This window comes from Flavobacterium cupreum, from assembly GCF_003996965.1.
Lineage (GTDB): Bacteria > Bacteroidota > Bacteroidia > Flavobacteriales > Flavobacteriaceae > Flavobacterium > Flavobacterium cupreum.
This window is the reverse complement of sequence record NZ_QWDM01000017.1, coordinates 114,155-133,306: the sequence shown is the minus strand read 5'-3', so window position 1 is coordinate 133,306 and position 19,152 is coordinate 114,155. Positions and strand designations below refer to the sequence as shown.

The 19,152-nt window shown below is 37.6% G+C and carries 14 protein-coding genes and 1 tRNA gene; 5 read left to right on the top strand and 10 right to left on the bottom strand.

Features of this window, described 5'->3' with window-relative positions; all coding sequences use genetic code 11:
• Nucleotides 1-267: 267 nt before the first annotated feature.
• Nucleotides 268-340, bottom strand: a tRNA-Met gene (locus D0817_RS21160).
• A gap of 116 nt (nucleotides 341-456) precedes the next feature.
• On the opposite strand from D0817_RS21160, the gene era reads away from it, so the two are divergent.
• The 3 genes from era (at nucleotide 457) to D0817_RS21145 (ending at nucleotide 6,033) form a co-directional block, all read left to right on the top strand.
• On the top strand, nucleotides 457-1,338 hold the full coding sequence (era, locus tag D0817_RS21155) for a GTPase Era (RefSeq protein ID WP_127340344.1): 882 nt from the start codon (nucleotides 457-459) through the stop codon (nucleotides 1,336-1,338).
• Nucleotides 1,339-1,806: 468 nt separating this feature from the next.
• Entirely contained in the window at nucleotides 1,807-3,117 is a 1,311-nt protein-coding gene (gene der, locus D0817_RS21150; RefSeq protein WP_127340343.1) for a ribosome biogenesis GTPase Der, read from the top strand.
• Nucleotides 3,118-3,273: 156 nt separating this feature from the next.
• Nucleotides 3,274-6,033 (top strand): outer membrane beta-barrel protein, encoded by a 2,760-nt coding sequence (locus D0817_RS21145; RefSeq protein WP_127340342.1) that lies wholly within the window; start codon nucleotides 3,274-3,276, stop codon nucleotides 6,031-6,033.
• A gap of 4 nt (nucleotides 6,034-6,037) precedes the next feature.
• On the opposite strand, the gene D0817_RS21140 is transcribed toward D0817_RS21145, so the two are convergent.
• From D0817_RS21140 to D0817_RS21105, 8 genes are all read right to left on the bottom strand, one after another.
• Entirely contained in the window at nucleotides 6,038-6,775 is a 738-nt protein-coding gene (locus D0817_RS21140) for a DUF2490 domain-containing protein (RefSeq protein ID WP_127340341.1), read from the bottom strand.
• A 184-nt stretch (nucleotides 6,776-6,959) separates the two neighbouring features.
• Nucleotides 6,960-9,506 (bottom strand): TonB-dependent receptor, encoded by a 2,547-nt coding sequence (locus D0817_RS21135; RefSeq protein ID WP_127340340.1) that lies wholly within the window; start codon nucleotides 9,504-9,506, stop codon nucleotides 6,960-6,962.
• 246 nt (nucleotides 9,507-9,752) lie between these two features.
• Entirely contained in the window at nucleotides 9,753-10,166 is a 414-nt protein-coding gene (locus D0817_RS21130; RefSeq protein ID WP_127340339.1) for an RrF2 family transcriptional regulator, read from the bottom strand.
• A gap of 78 nt (nucleotides 10,167-10,244) precedes the next feature.
• A complete protein-coding gene (locus D0817_RS21125; protein WP_127340338.1) occupies nucleotides 10,245-11,072 on the bottom strand; it encodes a TPM domain-containing protein in 828 nt (275 codons plus the stop codon).
• A 3-nt stretch (nucleotides 11,073-11,075) separates the two neighbouring features.
• The gene (locus D0817_RS21120; RefSeq protein WP_127340337.1) at nucleotides 11,076-11,513 is read right to left on the bottom strand and encodes a TPM domain-containing protein; all 438 of its coding nucleotides are present in this window, start codon (nucleotides 11,511-11,513) and stop codon (nucleotides 11,076-11,078) included.
• Nucleotides 11,514-11,598: 85 nt separating this feature from the next.
• The gene (locus D0817_RS21115) at nucleotides 11,599-12,186 is read right to left on the bottom strand and encodes a LemA family protein (RefSeq protein WP_127340336.1); all 588 of its coding nucleotides are present in this window, start codon (nucleotides 12,184-12,186) and stop codon (nucleotides 11,599-11,601) included.
• A gap of 43 nt (nucleotides 12,187-12,229) precedes the next feature.
• Nucleotides 12,230-12,562, bottom strand: coding sequence for a MerR family transcriptional regulator (locus tag D0817_RS21110; protein ID WP_127340335.1), 333 nt, complete (start codon nucleotides 12,560-12,562; stop codon nucleotides 12,230-12,232).
• 49 nt (nucleotides 12,563-12,611) lie between these two features.
• Nucleotides 12,612-13,589 (bottom strand): M23 family metallopeptidase, encoded by a 978-nt coding sequence (locus tag D0817_RS21105; RefSeq protein ID WP_127340334.1) that lies wholly within the window; start codon nucleotides 13,587-13,589, stop codon nucleotides 12,612-12,614.
• A gap of 260 nt (nucleotides 13,590-13,849) precedes the next feature.
• On the opposite strand from D0817_RS21105, the gene alaS reads away from it, so the two are divergent.
• Complete coding sequence (alaS, locus tag D0817_RS21100) at nucleotides 13,850-16,486, top strand: alanine--tRNA ligase (RefSeq protein ID WP_127340333.1); 2,637 nt, start codon at nucleotides 13,850-13,852, stop codon at nucleotides 16,484-16,486.
• 49 nt (nucleotides 16,487-16,535) lie between these two features.
• Nucleotides 16,536-17,108: a hypothetical protein gene (locus tag D0817_RS21095; protein ID WP_127340332.1), complete on the top strand. Its 573-nt coding sequence runs from the start codon at nucleotides 16,536-16,538 to the stop codon at nucleotides 17,106-17,108.
• A 194-nt stretch (nucleotides 17,109-17,302) separates the two neighbouring features.
• Here the strand turns inward: D0817_RS21095 and D0817_RS21090 are convergent, their stop codons facing one another.
• Nucleotides 17,303-19,048: an ABC transporter ATP-binding protein gene (locus tag D0817_RS21090; RefSeq protein ID WP_127340331.1), complete on the bottom strand. Its 1,746-nt coding sequence runs from the start codon at nucleotides 19,046-19,048 to the stop codon at nucleotides 17,303-17,305.
• Nucleotides 19,049-19,152 lie beyond the last annotated feature (104 nt).

The window sequence follows — 19,152 nt, the reverse complement described above, 5'->3', positions numbered from 1 at the left end:
TCAATGTTGATGAAGATGATATTGATGATTTGTTAAAAGTAGGTGTAGGGAACCTTTTGAAGCTCAATGAATTCTATGATGTCGGGGATTGGTCACAATCACGAGATTTGATTGGTTCGATTTATCCCGAAAAATTTACGATTTCAGAAAATCAGCTTCGAACCACAAGAGTTAATGAAGTTGTTAGCGTTATCTATCTCATTAACAGTAGAATATCAACAAATAAAAAAGGGACAAAGAAGACTTTTTCTTCTTTGTCCCATGTAGTAGCGGGAACAGGACTCGAACCTGTGACCTTCGGGTTATGAGCCCGACGAGCTGCCTACTGCTCTATCCCGCGATGTTTCGGGTGCAAAGATACGCCGATTTTTGAGAAAAACAACGAAAACTTTAAAAAATGTTTTATTTTCTGTATTGGGTTGATATGATTACCTTTGCACAATAAATATTACGCAAATGTCACATAAAGCAGGTTTTGTAAACATCATCGGGAATCCAAACGTTGGAAAATCAACATTGATGAACGCCTTTGTTGGAGAAAGATTATCAATTATTACATCAAAAGCACAAACAACACGCCATCGTATTCTTGGAATCGTAAATGGCGAGGATTTTCAACTTATATTATCAGATACCCCTGGAATCATCAAACCGGCGTATGAAATGCAGGAATCGATGATGAACTTCGTGAAATCGGCTTTTGAAGATGCGGATATTCTGGTTTACATGGTCGAGATAGGGGAGCAGGACTTAAAAGATGAAGCTTTCTTTAATAAAATAATCCACGCTAAAATCCCGGTTTTATTATTGTTGAATAAAATTGACAATTCAAATCAGGAACAACTGGAAGAGCAGGTAGCTTTTTGGACCGCTAAAGTTCCAAACGCAGAGATTTTTCCAATTTCGGCTTTGCAGAATTTTAATGTGCCGGAAGTTTTTACAAGAATTATCGATTTATTGCCGGAATCCCCAGCCTATTATCCAAAAGATCAGTTAACAGATAAACCGGAACGTTTTTTCGTAAACGAAACTATCCGTGAGAAAATCTTACTGAACTACAGCAAAGAGATTCCCTACGCGGTTGAAATCGTAACGGAAGAATTCTTTGAAGACGAAAACATCATCAGGATCCGTTCGATTATTATGGTAGAACGCGAAACCCAAAAAGGAATTATCATAGGCCATAAAGGCGCCGCTCTGAAAAAAGTAGGTACCGAAGCCCGTGCCGATCTGGAAAAATTCTTCGGAAAACAAATCCACATTGAACTGGTTGTAAAAGTGAATAAAAACTGGAGAAGCAATGCCAATATGCTGAAACGATTTGGGTATAACCAATAAGAGCGTTTTCAGTCGCAGTGTTCAGTCTCAGTTTTCAAACTGGAATTGATAATTGTATCAGGTTTGGAATTATAAAAAGGTACAGTCAGATTATTCGAGGTTATGAAATGCCAGTCGTTTATTTTAACTGAGATTGAAAAATGAAAACTGAATCCCTAGCCCTGATAGAAGAGGAAATCCTTTTGTGAAGCTTTAGCGTAACAAAAGATTACCTTACTTTATTCATATTTAAAGCGGAGTTCAGTGAACTTCGTTTGAAACGGATAGCAGAAAACAGCTCCTGAAAATACTCCTTAAAATAACAGGAAAAATAATAAAAAACTTAGGTACTTAGAAACTTAGCGACTTAGCCACTTTTTTACCTACCTTTGCAAAAAATTAAAATAAAGCATTTTGGATTTATAAGTGATAGAATTTTAGGGAACTAAAAATCTAAAAGCTGGAATCCAAAATCTAAAATTCAAAAAAATGAATAACATTGTTGCGATAGTAGGAAGACCTAATGTGGGGAAATCAACCCTTTTTAATAGGCTGATACAAAGAAGAGAAGCTATTGTAGATTCAGTTTCCGGGGTGACCAGAGACAGAAACTACGGTAAAAGCGAGTGGAACGGAAAAGAGTTTTCTGTAATTGATACCGGCGGATATGTTCGCGGAAGTGATGACGTATTTGAAGGTGAAATCCGTAAACAAGTAGAGCTTGCTATCGATGAAGCAGATGTTATTATTTTTGTAGTTGATGTTGAGGAAGGTATTACACCAATGGATGATGTCGTGGCGCGTTTGTTGCGTAAAGTGACTAAACCCGTTTTATTGGCTGTCAATAAGGTAGATAATGCCATGCGTGAGAAAGATGCACTGGAGTTTTATAACCTTGGTTTAGGGGAATATTACACATTTGCCAGTATTTCAGGCAGTGGAACCGGAGATTTATTAGATGCTTTGATTGAATCTTTTCCGGAAAAACCGGAACCTGTTCAGGAAGAGGTTGTTTTACCTCGTTTTGCAGTTGTAGGGCGACCGAATGCCGGAAAATCAAGTTTTATCAATGCATTAATTGGTAAAGAACGTTTCATGGTAACCGATATTGCAGGAACGACACGTGACGCAATTGATACCAAATTTGACCGTTTTGGCTTTGAGTTTAACCTCGTAGATACTGCGGGAATCCGTCGTAAAGCTAAGGTGAAGGAAGATTTGGAATTCTATTCTGTAATGCGTTCGGTTCGTGCTATTGAGCATGCAGATATTTGTATATTGGTGATCGATGCCACCCGTGGGTTTGAAGGTCAGGATCAGAGTATTTTCTGGCTGGCAGAGAAAAACCGTAAAGGTGTTGTAATCTTAGTAAACAAATGGGACTTAGTGGAAAAAGATACCATGTCGACCCGTGATTACGAAGAGAAAATTAAAAAAGAATTAATGCCTTTTACAGATGTGCCCATTTTGTTCGTTTCGGCTTTGACGAAACAACGTTTATTGAAAGCACTGGAAGCTACGGTTCAGGTTTTTGAAAACAGAAAACAAAGAATCCCGACTTCTAAATTCAACGAATTTATGCTGAAAGTGATTGAAGCCTATCCGCCGCCGGCAACAAAAGGGAAATATGTAAAAATTAAATATTGTATGCAGCTGCCAACATTGACACCTCAGTTTGTGTTTTTTGCCAATATGCCACAATACGTTAAGGAACCATACAAGAGATATCTTGAGAATAAGATTAGGGAAAATTGGGATTTTTCAGGAGTTCCAATCGATATTTATATCAGAGAGAAATAAAAAAGAAAGCCCCAATTTTTGGGGCTTTTTTTATGGATTTTCCTTTCATTGAAATAGTTTTGTAAATTTTAATGGCACCATATTTGAATAAATGTAAAAAACACAATTAAACCTTTTGCCATTTTTTTAGTCTTACTGTTCTAACTAACCCAATTTATGACCAGATTATATTCTTTACTGCTGCTTTTCTTTTTTTGTTATTCGGCCAATTCCCAGAATAATATTATTGTTAAAGGCACCGTCGTTGATCTCAACACCCAATTGCCGCTGGAGATGGCTACTGTTTATTTTACCACTGTAAAAGATTCCACGATTCTCGAATATGCCACCACCGATAAAAACGGCTTTTTCAGTATCAATACGAAGAAGTACGATAAACCCGTTTTTCTAAAAGTGAATTATCTGGGTTATCAGCCTTATTATGAAGAAGAAAAAGGCCTTCAGGAAAGTAAGGATTTTGGAAAATTATATTTGCTGGAAAGCGTTAATGCTTTAGATAATGTGGTCATCAAGACAGAAGCACCACCCATAACGATCAAAAAAGATACTTTAGAATTTAATGCAGCGTCCTACAAAGTACGCCCGGATTCTAATGTGGAAACCTTATTGAAACAGCTGCCCGGCTTTGACGTTGATAATGACGGCAAAATTACCGTAAACGGGAGGGAAGTAACACAGCTTCTGGTGAACGGAAAAACGTTTTTTGATAAAGATGGCGCCATTGCGTTGAAGAACCTGCCTGCAGAAATCATAAAGAAAATCCAGGTTTCGGATTTTAAAACTAAAAAAGAAGAACTTTCCAAACAGGAATCGACTTCAGATTATTCGAGCATTAATATCACCATCGACGAAAAGAAAAATAAAGGTTTCTTTGGAAAAATCCTCGGCGGGTATGGCTCTGACGATCGCTATGAAAGCAGCCTGATTCTGAACTTTTTTAAAAACAAACAAAAGATAAGCGTCCTCGCATCCTCCAATAATATTAATTCTACAGGGTTTTCTCAGGATGAGGTATTTGATAATATGGGTGGCGGGCGAAATAGTAAGAACAGTGGTAAGAGCTCCGGTTCCGGAAGTGGTAAAGGAATTACGCAATCGAATCTGGCCGGAATTAATTATTCAGATGACTGGACGGAAGACCTGGAATTTATGAGCAGTTATAATTTTTCGAATTCGGTTAACAAAAACGAAAGCAAGTCCAATCAGATTAGTTTTTTACCGAGCGGAAATATCGTCACGGATGCCGATTCCAAAACCAGGAATGAAAACACTGGTAATAATGCCAATTTTGAATTGGAGTACAAAATCAATCCGACAACCCATTTAGTTGTGGCTCCAAAACTGAATGAATCGCATTCGAACAGCAATTCGTCCTCTTCTACTTTTTCGGAAGATGAAAATGGACAGTCTTTAAACGAAAGCACTTCGGATTCGTACAACGAAAGTTCAAATACCAATTTCACAAACAGTATCAATTTCAATAAAACTTTTGAGAAAAAAGCACGTAACCTGAGTCTGGTTTTCAATAACAGCAATTCAAGAAGTGATTCGAACGGATTCAACGTTTCGGAGACTATTTTTTATCAGGACAATAAACCGAATGACGAAAGAAATCAGAACAGTAAAAATAACAGCAGTTCTGATTCGTATTCCTTTGATGTCGAATATACAGAGCCCGTTACGGATTCGCTGCGAATTAGATTCGGTTCTGATTTTGACTGGGCGAGTACGGTAAACGATGCTAAAACGTTCAATTTTAATGCTACGACGAATTCTTATTCGGATCTCAATGAATCCCTGACGAATTATACGACTTCAAGCCAGAATTCGGTGAGTCCAAAGTTTGGGATTACCTGGCAGAAAAGTAAATTTACCCTAAATATGAACTCCAGGACTTCAATTGTCGGTTATGATAATTACTCTTTATACCGAAATGAGGAAACAGACCTGAACAAAAAATATGCGCTGCCTTTTGCCAATCTTCAGCTTCGATACAAATTCAGCCGCTCAAAAAACCTGACCTTCAAATACGATTATTCAAATGCACTTCCGTCTGCCGTGCAGTTAATGCCGGTACTGAATCTGACCAATCCGCTAAATACCTTAATTGGTAATCCGGATCTGAATCCGATTGAAAAAAATACGGCAAGTATCGATTTTAAAAATTTCGATTTCCGTACCCGCTCCGGCTACAGCTTGTATTTAAAAGGGGATTACTACAATAATGATGTAGTTTCTACATCGGTTTATGATGACAGCGGAAAAAGAACCACAACCTATGCCAATATTTCAGGAACCTATATCGCTTCACTTGGTGCCAACTGGAACCAGTCGATAAAAAGAGATGCGCACGTTTTGAGATATGGCCTCGGAATCAACGGGAGTTATTCTTTTGATAAAGGATATACCAATGAAGTGATTTATAACGCTAAATCTGCAGCAGTAACGCCAAAAGTATACCTGACATACGAATACGGGGAATTGCTTACGATTTCACCATCGTACAGCCTGTCATACAATGAAACCAAATATGAGAACGTTAGCAGGGATGCAAGTTCAAATGTAGTGCACCGAATCAATTTGCAGACGACTTCGTACTGGCCGGCCAATTTGATTTTTGGAAATGACTTCGGTTACAATTACAATTCGAATATTTCAGGCGATTTCAAGAAAGATTTTTACTTGTGGAATACCAGTTTGTCGTATGGTTTTTTCGATAAAAAAATCTATGCCAAGGTAAAAGTATATGATATCCTGAATCAGAATCAGAGTGCCACAAGAACCATTTCAGCAACTTCCATTCGTGATGAGGAAAATACGGTTTTGAAAAGATATGTGATGTTTTCGCTGTCTTATAAAATCGGAAATTTTGCCTCTAAGGAAAAAGAATCCAAAAGAAGACAAAGGGAAATGTAAGATTTCAGGCTTTGGTTTTGCGATTAGTGCGATGATACAGTGTCAATCTGATAATGTCACGATCGTAAAAATCAATGCCGCTTGAACGTCTCTGGAAGCTTTTGAGATAACCCAGTTCCAATCCGATATTTGGATTGAAATGATAGCGTAATGCAGCGTAAATACGATTTTGATCAAAGGTATTTCTTTTGTTGTCTTTTCCGTAATTGAATAAAATTTCGTCAGAAAGAGTACCCTTTATGCTGCGTTTGTCTTTTTGCCAAAGCGTAAACATGGACTGTAACCGATATCGGAATCGAAGCGAAGAAGCGTAATCATCCAGAAGTTCCGTTTTGGTGGCTTTTTGAATAAAACGTTCCTCAAGCTGCAGACGGTTATGGAAAGTGATTTTTGCGATATCATGAATAAACGTAATATCCTGCTGGGCCCTGTATTCCGGAACCGAAAAATCGGGGTCAGCCTTTGGATCCTGAGTATTGATATTAAAATAAGCAAATCCGCCGCCTAAGTCTATATTTTGAGTAGCGCGGTAACGTCCCTGAACGCGAATGACAAAAAGATTTTCATGAACAGGGTTCACAAAACTGCGATTATCGAATTCAGAATGAATGGCCCATTTTTCGGTTAGAGGAAAAATATTGTAATACCGAATCCATGTCAGGGTTTGTTGATCTGCCTTTTTCTGGGCCAGTAAAAACGGACTTGTCAAACCTAAAAGGAATACTATTGGGAGGATTTTCATCTAATCTGTATAAATTCAGGCTGCGAATATAGGCAAACCGGAAAGTATTTACAGAAACTGATGTTGGTTTTTAAATTCGTTTTGAAAGCTATTTTGTGATTTTCAATCCTCATTCCACATAAAAAAACGGGACACGTTTTAGATGACGCATCCCGTTAATTGCTATTAACAAAAAAAAAATTGTTTACAGAGAATATTTTAAAGTGATTCCATACGTTCTTTGGTCACCTAAAACACCTGCATATTGTCCTGTATTTCCTCCAGCAGGCAATAATTGCTCATAATAATCTTTGTTCAGAAGATTACGTCCCCAGAACTGAACAGATAATCCCTGAGAAGCGCGGAAACCTAAACGGGCATTAAAAAGAGCATATCCCTGAACGACTAAATATTTTGAAGCAGACGGACTTGATGAGAATTCAGAACGAGCGTAAGAGTCTACAGCTACGAAAACTTTCCCTGCATTTCCAAAGAATTTTGCATTATCAGAAAGTTCACCTCCTAAAGATCCTGCCCATCTTGATGCACCAGGCAAATTAGTTCCTGAAACATCTTTAAAAGCTACTGCGGCTCCGGTTTCTTCTAAAGGCAGCGGTGCGTTGGTAAACTTAACATAGGTACCGTCTGTATAAGTGGCAGCTCCGTTTATGGTTAAGTGCTGGCTCACTAGAAAACTCGCATCCAGTTCAACACCTCTTACACGAACTTTATCGGCATTGGCAAGATAACCACGGTTAACCCCTAATTCTGCTGCCTGAACGTTAGTCTGGAAATTTTTGATATCAGTATTAAAGAACGTTACGTTAAAAATAGAGCCTTTAAAAGGAGAAGTTTTTACTCCAACTTCATAATGATTTACTTCTTCCGGTTTAATAACAGCCAGTTCCAATAGCGGAGCACCTGCTGAATTGGTTGGAAGTCCTGCTACATTTACACCAACCGGTTTATAACTTTTTGCAAAAGTACCGTAAGCATTAATTTTATCTGTAGCTTTAAAAGAAACCGTTAAATTTCCGGAGAAATCGGTATTATCTGTATTTGAGGCAAAAGCCTGGTCGCTGTACACTTGTTTTTTCAGAGCAAGCAAAGCCGGATCAGTGGTTTGCAGTCCTCCGTAAGTAGTACGGCTGTAATCGGCATCTTTTTTATCAAAGTTATAACGTAAACCCGGTAATACATGTAAACGTTCAGTAACTGCCCAGTCCAGTTGTCCAAATACAGCAGCACTTGAGGCTCTTATGCGGGCATCTGTTTTGATTCCGTATCCTTCAAAAAGTCCCGGAGTTTTCCATAAATTGCTTGTAGAACTTTGAGAAAATCGCCATTGTGCGTTTCCGGATTCTTCGGTACCATTGGTTTGTGAAGTCTGATCTATAAAGAATACCCCCACAACACCGCTTAATTTTGAGCTAAGCTGCCCTGCGTATCGAACTTCCTGTGTAAATTGTGTTTGTCTGGTTGGGTTTTGAGATAGGGCCAAGACCTGTAATCCTGTAAAATCCCTGTCATTTGACGGGTCCCAGTTCCAAAAACGCCAGGCTGTCGTAGAGGTTAGTGTTCCGCTTCCGATTTTGGTGTCAATATTAAGCGAAATACCTCCCATATCCTGTCCCGAACGCCATGGCGTATCGTGATCAATTTTACGGTCAAAAGCATTCTGACTTGGTAACTGGTAATTTAAATCTTTTATGATAGCATCAAACTGTCTGTAAGCTGCTCGTTGAGTAGGTGCAACACCCGCAACAACCTGTGCATATCCGTCAGGACGCTGTGTGGTAATGTCTGCTGCCAGTATAATATTTGTATTTTCTGAAGGCGTATAAAGCAATTGACCTCTAATTCCCTGATTGTTCAGTGTATTTGTCGCTCTTCCTGTTGCAACATTATCGATTAAACCATCACGTTGTGTTCCTGAAAAAGATAAACGTCCCGCTATTTTTTTGCCCAAAGCTCCTGTCACAGAGGCTTTCGCCTGTAGGAAAGCATAATTTCCGTAACTTACTTCAAAGTCTGCACCAGAAGTAAAACTTGGTTTGCGGGTTGTAATGTTAAACGCTCCCGAAGTGGTATTTTTCCCAAATAATGATCCTTGTGGCCCTCGTAATACTTCAATTTGTTCTACATCGATGAAATCAAGTGTAGTTGCGGCCGGACGCGCGTAATAAACACCGTCAACATAGAAACCAACACCCGGATCGATTCCGTCATTCGTAAGACCGAAAGGAGAACCTAAACTTCTGATATTGATTCCGGTATTTCTTGGATTTGAAGAGTATAATTGCACAGAAGGTACAAGCTCCTTGATTCTGTTTACGTTAAAAGCGCCTGTTTGTTCCGCCTGCTTACCGGTAATAACCGAAACGGCAATGGGCACATCCTGAACTTTTTCAATACGGCGTCTTGAAGAAACGACTACTTCAACCAGTTTGTTTTCCTCATTAAGAGTTACCAATAGTGGAGTGGCAGGTAAGGTAGAAACATTATATTCTGCAGTTGTGTACCCTGTATACTGAATCAAAAGGGTTAAGGGAAGTCTTCCCTGTGTATTGATGCTGAATTTTCCGCTGGCATCTGTAATAGTACTGAAAGTAGTTCCTTTGATGACAACATTGGCCGCTTCCAAAGGTATGTTTTCATTTGTCGTTACAACACCTTCTATGTTTTGAGCGAAGGAGATCGAAAAGGTTAAAATGGATAATAGTGTAAGTATATTTTTTATTGCTGTTTTCATTTTTATATTAAGTATATGTGAGTAGTAGAATTTAAATTAAATTTTTTTTACCAGCACATACACATCATAGAAGAATTGTTTTTTAAAGCAGAGAATTGACAATTTTGGTTTTTTTGCAAAAGATTTTTAGCTACACCTGATCGATTGTAATGTAATTTCATAGGGTTAAAATTTGTAATTGTTGGTTGATTTTTTTGCAAATATATGTAAATTCTATAGATTAACTAGGATTTAGAAAATATTTTTTTATTTCTTTACCAACGAAGCGATAGTAATGCCTTGCATCGCTCTAAGAGTCTCGTCACGAATGATCATTAAACCATGTCTTAAGCTGCACTCCGACTCGGTTTTACAATCGGCGCAAGGTTCGTAAAAGTTTAATGAAGCACAAGGCAGGAGTGCAATTGCACCGTCAAATAAACGGTGAATTTCTGCCAAAGTAATATCGTTCTTAGATTTTATCAGATAATATCCGCCAAATTTTCCCTGCTTGCTGCTCACAAAACGGCCTCGTTTCAGATCCAGTAAAATCTGCTCTAAAAACTTTTTAGGAATGTTGGCGCCATCAGCAATTTCTATGGTTTTAGAAATGTGATTTTCGTCTTGTTCTGCTAAATAAAGTAAGGCCTTAAGGGCGTATTTTGCTTTATGTGATAACATCTGTTTTTAAATTATGAATTATAAATTTTGAATTTTAAGCTGAAACCTGAAGCCAATTAAACCTGAAAAAAAAAAACACTACCAGCCTCCGCTTGAACCTCCGCCGGAGAAACCTCCTCCGCCAAATCCACCACCGAAGCCGCCGCCGCCGCCGGATGATCCGCCACCGAAACCGCCAAATCCGCCGCCGCTGCCACTGCTTCTGCCAAGACTGCTTAACAGAATTACATCCATCAGGCTCGGACCTCCGCCATTATTTCCTGAATTTCCTCCTCCGCCTCTTTTATTTCGGGACAGCAAAATTAATACAATTACAGCAATAATGATGAAGGGAAGGATTGGGAAATCTTTTCCTTTGGTTTGTTTGCGTTCTCCCTTGTATTTTCCCTTAAAAACGTCAAATAAGGCATCCGTTCCTTTGTCAAGGCCGTTGTAATAACTTCCGGCTTTAAATTCGGGAATAATAATATTTCTGATAATCTCTCCGCCAATTCCTGCGGTAAGGCGGTCTTCTAAACCGTACCCCGGATTAATGGCAATTTTTCTTTCTTTCTTGGCCAGTAAAATAATAACACCATTGTCATCTTTTGCCGTTCCTCCAACGCCCCACGTTTGTCCCCATTTGGTAGCCAGCAGGCTCACGTCTTCATTTTGCAGGCTTTCTATCGTAATGACCACAATTTGGGTCGTCGTAGAATCTGAATAACGAATTAGTTTTTGTTCCAATTGCGCTTTTTCGGCAGCACTCAGGACATTCGCATAATCGTAAACTGATGTTTGAAGACTTGGTTTTTCCGGAATTTTAAATTGGGCAAAAGCGCAAGTAACAGTAAGGAAAGCAACTAACAGAAAGGATAAATGAAAGATTCCTTTGAAATTTGAAGTTTTATTTGTGGAAATTTTCATTATTTATCCTTTTGAGATTTCGTTAGATAATTCGTTGGTGTCTTCTTCAGACCATGGGAAATATTTTTTCAGTTGTACGCCTGCATTCAGGATGCCGTCGACAATACCTTTTTTGAAATTTCCTAATTTAAATTGTTCTGTCATGGCATCTTTGGTACAATCCCAAAAATCTGCGGCAACAGCATCATTTATGCCTTTATCTCCGCAAATAGCAAAGCTTTTGTCTTCGACGGCAAAATAAAATAAAACGCCATTTTGTAATTGGGTTTCATCCATCTTTAATTTATGAAAAAGTTCTAAAGCTCTTTCAAAAGGAGCTTTAGAACTGGTTTTTTCTATATGGACTCTAATTTCGCCAGAAGTATTTTTTTCGGCCACGCGAATCGCTTCAACAATATCTTGTTCTTCTTCCTTGGATAAAAAATCTTCTACTTTTGACATTGAAATTATTTTAGAGTTTAGATCAGATTTAGATTTCAGACTGCATCTGAAATCTAAATCATTAATCAAAAATATTAAATCTTTTTTAGAATTTTACTTCAACTGGTTTATTAGCTCCTGTACTTGCTTCAAAGTATGGTTTTTCTTTAAGACCATATAATCCAGCCAGAATATTTCGTGGAAAAGTGTTGATGTTGTTGTTGTAAGGCTTAACAGCTTCATTAAAACGGGTTCTGGCTGTTAAGATTTGATTTTCTGTACTGGCCAGCTCATCTTGTAATTTCATAAAGCTTGCATCAGCCTTCAGATTTGGATATTGCTCAACACTTACTAATAATTTGGATAAAGAAGATGAAACTCCTGATTGTGCGGAATTGAATGCAGCTAATTGCTCCGGAGTAACATTACTTGGGTCAATTGTAATAGCAGTTGCTTTAGCACGGGCTTCAATTACTGCTGTTAGAGTACTTTTTTCATGTTCAGCATATCCTTTTACGGTATTTACTAAATTTGGGATAAGGTCATTTCTTCTCTGATATGCAGTATTGACATTTCCCCAGCTTTCTTTTACATCCTGATCAAGTGTCACCGCTTTATTATAAATTCCAGAAGCCCAGACGTATATTCCAATAATAACAACTGCTCCGATAATCCAAGGCAAAAATCTTTTCATGTGTATTTAATTTAAGTTTATTTCTAATTTTTCAATAATGATGTTATAATTCGTTTTTGATTTCTGTTAATTGTGTTTTTATGGACTCTAATTTACGTATTATTTCGAATTTATCTAATGTTTTCTTTTGTCCTTCCTTCAAATGGGTTTTGGCTCCTTCGAGTGTAAAACCGCGTTCTTTGACCAAATGATAAATCAACTGTAAATTGGTAATATCGTCCGGTGTAAACATTCTGTTGCCTTTTGCATTCTTTTTAGGTTTCAGAATATCGAATTCGCTATCCCAAAACCGGATCAAAGATGCGTTGACATTAAAGGCTTTGGCCACTTCGCCAATGCTGAAATATCTTTTATCTTTAGAAAGCTCAATATGCATGATTTATATTTTTCTGTTTTTTACTTCAAACTTACTACTTTTTGCAGTGTTAATCTAATGACTGGTTTTCCTGATTGGCCATATGTGAAATGGCCACGTATTCTACTGCCGAAATATTTCCGTAATAAAAATTCAACGGATTTACCACTTTTCCGTCTTTGTGCACTTCATAATGACAATGAGGGCCTTCAGAACGCCCTGTGCTTCCTACATATCCAATCACATCGCCTCTTTTTACATGTTGTCCGGGCCTGCAGTTGTATTTGCTTAAATGAGCGTACAGGCTTTCATATCCAAAACCGTGCCTGATGACCACATGATTTCCAAAACCTGACGCTGTATTGTCAGCTCTTGCTACCACGCCATCACCTGTTGCGTAGACAGGAGTGTCTGTACTGGCGGTGAAATCCATGCCGTTATGCATTTTTCGCACTTTCGTGAAAGGGTCGATTCGATACCCGAAACCGGAAGCAACGCGTTTTAAATTTTCATTCCGGACTGGCTGAATGGCAGGAATTGCCAAAAGCAAATTTCCTTTGGCACCGGCTAATTTCAAAATCTCATCCAGTGATTTGGACTGAATGGCCAATTGTTTCGAAAGTCTGTCAATTCGTTTGGTTGTATTCAGTACCAACTGCGAATTGTTATAACCTTCTAAATCTTTATATCTCTTCAGGTCCTTAAAACCGGATTTCCGGATCGAATCGGGAATTTCAGCTTTATTAAAATAAACCCTGTATATATTATTGTCTCTGTCTTCTATCGCTTCGGTTACCTCATTAATCTCATCCATTTTTTTATTCAGAATCGAATACTGCAATTTCAAATTTTCAATTTCACGTGCCTGCAGACGGTCCTTTGGGGTTTCAAAATAAGGAGTGTTGACTAAAAGAACGAAAACCAGAAAGCCAAACAGGGCTGAAGCCAGCAAAAACAGTAAGGCGTAACCGATTTTGATTCTCTTTCTGGTTTTTATTTTCGTATAAGCCAGATTTTCTGAGTCGTAATAATATTTTACTTTCGCCATATTTTAAAATACCCTATTTTTGCAGCTTGTAAAATAGTTAGTCTAACAAATTTAATAAATGTTTCAGTTGTTCGGGGCTTTTTTTCAAGAATAAAATAATTAGATAATTGAGTCAATTTGATAATTAGATAATGAGAGAACCGGGTAATTTATTGTTTGAACCTGTAAGTTTAATTTAAAATTATCTAATTATCGCATTTTCAAATTAACACATTTTTTAATTATCAAATTAACACATTATCACATTTTCTAATTACAACATGAAATCACAAGACGTACGTAAACAATTTTTAGACTTTTTCAAGAGCAACGGACACTTAATCGTTCCATCTGCTCCAATCGTTCTTCAGGACGATCCAACCCTGATGTTCAATAACTCGGGAATGGCCCAGTTTAAAGAATATTTTTTAGGAAACGGAACACCAAAAAGTAAAAGAATAGCCGATACGCAAAAATGTCTTCGTGTTTCAGGAAAACATAACGATCTTGAGGATGTAGGTTTTGATACCTATCACCATACTATGTTTGAGATGCTGGGTAACTGGTCTTTTGGTGATTATTTCAAAAAAGAAGCTATCAACTGGGCATGGACTTTACTGACAGAAGTATATAAAATCCCTAAAGAAAATCTGTATGTTTCTGTTTTCGAAGGAAGTAAGGAAGATAATGTCCCGTTTGATCAGGAAGCCTGGGATATCTGGAAAACATTAATTGATGAAGACCGCATTATTCTTGGAAACAAAAAAGATAATTTCTGGGAAATGGGAGATCAGGGACCTTGCGGACCTTGTTCTGAAATTCACGTTGATTTGCGTTCTGAAGAAGAAAAAGCACAGGTTTCCGGAAAGAGCCTTGTCAATAATGATCACCCGCAGGTAGTGGAGATCTGGAATAATGTATTTATGGAATTCAACCGTAAAGCAGATGGTTCGTTAGAGAAACTTCCGGCACAACACGTGGATACCGGAATGGGATTTGAGCGTTTGTGTATGGCATTACAGGGAAAAACATCTAATTATGATACCGATGTTTTTACACCGCTTATCGAGAAAGTTGAACAAATCACAGGATTAAAATATACCTCTGACGAGATAAAAAATATCTCGGAAGAACAAAATAAAACAAATATTGCGATTCGTGTAATTGTAGATCACGTTCGGGCGGTTGCCTTTGCCATTGCCGACGGTCAGTTGCCATCCAACACGGGAGCCGGTTATGTAATTCGCAGGATTTTGCGTCGTGCAATTCGTTACGGATTTACATTTTTAAATACAAAAGAACCTTTTATCAATAAATTGGTAGAGGTTTTAGCCAATCAGATGGGAGAATTTTTCCCGGAAATCAAATCGCAGCAACAATTAGTTACCAATGTAATTCGCGAGGAAGAAGCTTCTTTTTTAAGAACGCTGGATCAGGGGTTACAGTTGTTGGATAATGTAATTGCACAAACTAGCGGTTCAGAAGTTTCTGGTGCTAAGGTTTTTGAATTGTATGATACATTTGGTTTTCCAAAAGATTTGACAGCGTTAATTCTAAAAGAAAAAGGTTTCTCCTATAATGAAGAAGAATTTGAAGTTGAATTACAAAAACAAAAAACACGTTCCCGCGCTGCATCAGAAGTTTCAACAGAAGACTGGTCGGTTTTGATTCCAGGAAACGTAGAGACTTTTGTGGGTTACGATCAATCAGAGAACGACGTAAAGATCACCAGAATTCGTAAAGTTGATTCTAAGAAAGACGGGATTTTATACCAAATCGTTTTAGACAATACACCATTTTATCCGGAAGGCGGAGGACAGGTTGGAGATAAAGGAACATTGGTTTCTGCCAATGAAACGATCGAAATCATCGATACTAAAAAAGAAAATAACCTGATTCTGCATTTTGCAAAACAATTGCCTGAAAATATTGAAGCTGGTTTTACAGCAAAAGTAAATACCGATTTAAGAGGTTCAACTTCTAAAAATCACTCTGCTACGCATTTAATGCATTTGGCTTTGAGAAACCTTTTGGGAACTCATGTAGAGCAAAAAGGATCTTTGGTAAATCCGAACTATTTGCGTTTTGATTTTTCGCATTTTTCTAAAGTTTCAGAAGAAGAATTGCGTCAGGTGGAGGCAAGTGTAAATGCACAGATTGAAGCCCAATTGCAATTAGTGGAACACAGAAATATTCCGATTAAAGAAGCACTCGATAAAGGTGCCATGGCTTTGTTTGGAGAGAAATACGGAGATAATGTCCGTATGATTGAATTTGGTGACAGTAAAGAACTTTGTGGTGGAATTCACGTAAAAAACACAGCTGAAATCTGGCATTTCAAAATCATTTCTGAAGGTGCAGTTGCCGCTGGAATTCGCCGTATTGAGGCGATTACAGGTGATGCCGTAAAAGACTTCTATAAAAATCAGGAGAATACTTTAGCTGAAATAAAAGAAACACTAAAAAATCCACAGGATATTTTAAAATCAGTGGCTTCTTTGCAGGATGATAATGCGAAACTGAAAAAACAAATCGAGCAGCTGCTAAAAGAAAAAGTCGGCGCTTTAAAAACCGAACTAGAGAAAGATTTCCAAGAGATAAACGGCATAAATTTCCTTGCTAAACAAGTAGATTTAAGCATGGCTTCGACAAAAGAGCTGGCATCCGCACTGGGAAGTTCAAAAGCAGATTCGTTTGTGTTCCTGGCTTCAGTAGAAGATGGTCTGCCAAACATCCACTGTTATATTGCTAAAGAACTGGTAGCAGCTAAAAGCTTAAATGCAAATGCTGTGATTAAGGAACTAGGAAGGTATATTGAAGGAAATGGGGGAGGACAACCTTTCTTCGCCTCCGGAAAAGGGAAGAATGCTAACGGAATTGCTGAGGCTTTGGCTAAGGCGGTTGAGTTTGTTAAATAAAAGAGTATCTGAAACTTTTCATGGATATTAAATTAGAGCTTAAAAAGTTATGTATAGAAAACTAAAACTAATTATTATTTGTTCAATTGTTCTTACATCATTTAGTTACGCTCAAAGATATCAGATCTATGAAGGGGGTTTCGAAAATATAAAAGAAATCAAATCCTTTACCGTAGCCTTTGATTATGAAAATATTCAGGTTCATGGTTTTGACTCAGAAGAAGATTTTTTAAAAGAAAAAATGGAAAAAAGAAAATCCAATCCCGAAAAAGCGGCAGCTTTCAGGCGGGATTGGTTTTCAAACCGGGATCAATATTACAATCCGGCATTTATAAATTATTTTAATAATTACTTTAAAAAAGGAGAACGTAAAATAGTTACTGATTCGCCCTGTTTAATGAAGGTGAATTTAACCTGGATTTATCCGGGTTATGCATTAGAACCTGCTAAATTGTCTGCAACAATTGAGTTTATCGATACAATCAATTCGAAAAAACTACTGGTAATTCATTTTGAAAAAGTAATTGGGATGGAGAAAAAAACAATAGAAATCAATGAGTATGAAAGGGTAATTGGTGCATTTGAAAAACTCGCTAAAAATTTAGCCATTCAATTAAAATAACATCTTTACGTTTACGAAAAAACAATTGATTTTGTAAAGTTTTCATTATGGAAAAGCCTCTAAGAAGCTGAGGTTCTAAGGTGCTGAGATTTCTTTACTATTTTAAACAATAAACCCGACAGATTTTTAATCTGTCGGGTTTTGTATTTCAGCATAAAAAAGCTCAGTAACTTAGTAACTTAGCACCTTGAAAATTACTTTCGTTCTCCAATCTGCTGACGCCACATCGCGTAATACAAACCTCTTTCAACGATTAGATCTTCGTGTTTCCCCTGTTCTATAATTTTCCCCTGTTCCAGCACAAAAATTCTGTCGGCATGCATTACGGTAGACAATCGGTGTGCGATTAAAACCGTGATTCTGTTTTTATCTGAGATGTTTCTGATGGTTGCATTAATTTCTTCTTCCGTGATAGAATCCAGGGCAGAAGTGGCCTCATCAAAAATCAATAAATTAGGATTTCTTAAAATAGCACGGGCAATAGACAAACGCTGTTTTTCACCGCCGGAAACTTTAATTCCTCCTTCACCAATGGTAGTATTTAAGCCATCTTCGGCGCGTCTGAGTAATTTTTCGCAGCTTGCTCTTTTCAGGGCATCATATAAATCTTCATCGGTTGCGTTTGGTTTCACAAATAATAAATTCTCCCGAATCGTTCCCGAAAACAACTGAGCATCCTGAGTAACGAAACCTAATTGTTTTCTTAAATCCAGTAAATCAATTTCGGTTGAGTCAATTTCATTATAAAGAACCTGCCCTTCTTCCGGAACATACAAGCCGACCAGTAATTTCACCAGCGTGGTTTTTCCGGATCCTGATGGGCCAACGAAAGCAACGGTCTGGCCTTGTTTGATTTCGAAATTAATATTTTCTACCGCTTTGAATTTCGCTGTTTTATGCTTGAAGCTTACATTGGAAAAAAGTAAAGACTGAATTGCCCCTACATGTTTTGGATTTTTCGGGCGAAATTCTTTCGGAGCATTCAGCAGTATCCTGAAGTTCTCCATGGAAACTTTGGTCTCGTTCAGCGCAATAATAAAATTCCCTAATTCCTGAAGCGGACCAAAAATAAAGAAGGTGAAAAATACCATGGTTAGTAAATCTCCCACAATAATTTTGCCTCCAAATAAAAAGTAATACAAAGTAAAAACAACACAGGTTCTTAAAAAGTGAACGGTGGTTCCCTGAATAAAACTTAAACTCCTGATGAAACGGATTTTTTCCAGTTCCAGCTGTAGAATTTTAAAGGTATTCAGATTCAGACGTTTTTCCTCCTGATAGGTTAATCCAAGACTTTTTACCAGTTCGATGTTTCTTAAGCTTTCTGTAGTTGAACCGGCCAAAGCATTGGTCTGGTTTACAATTTTTTTGGAAACAATCTTAATCTTTTTACCCAGATAAGAACTTACTAAAGCAATAATGGGTGCCGTAATTAAAAAGATTATCGAAATACGGTAATCAATTCGGGAAACGTAAAGAATGACAAAGACGAATCCAATAATCGTCTGAAAGATTAGTGAGATCGAAAGTGTAATTAATTTTTCGGAATCAGAACGTACTTTGGTCAGTTTGCTCAGTGTTTCACCACTTCTCTGGTCTTCGAATTCAGCGTACGGTAAATCCAAAGATTTTTTAATTCCGTCCGTATACATCTGCGCCCCGGTTCTCTGAATGACAATATTGGTAAAGTAATCCTGGAAATTTTTGGTGATTCTTGAAATCATGGCAGCACCAAGGGAAAGTCCCAGCCAGAAAGCTAAAGACCTGATAAAACCCATTTCGTTTCCTTTGTATTTGGCGAGTCCAACCCCGCAGTCCTGCATTAATTTACCGGTAATGATCGAATCTGATAAACTGAAGCAGATATTAATAGTAGCCATAATCAACGCAAAAAGCAGCAGCAGTTTGTGTCTGATTATATAAGAATATAGTAATTTCATAAGTGAAGTTAAATTTATAGAAGATGCAAAAGTAGTGAATTGTTTGGCTCTGTGAAGTTGATTTATTGTTATTAAAAGTGTTAATTATTTTAAGCTTTTGTTTT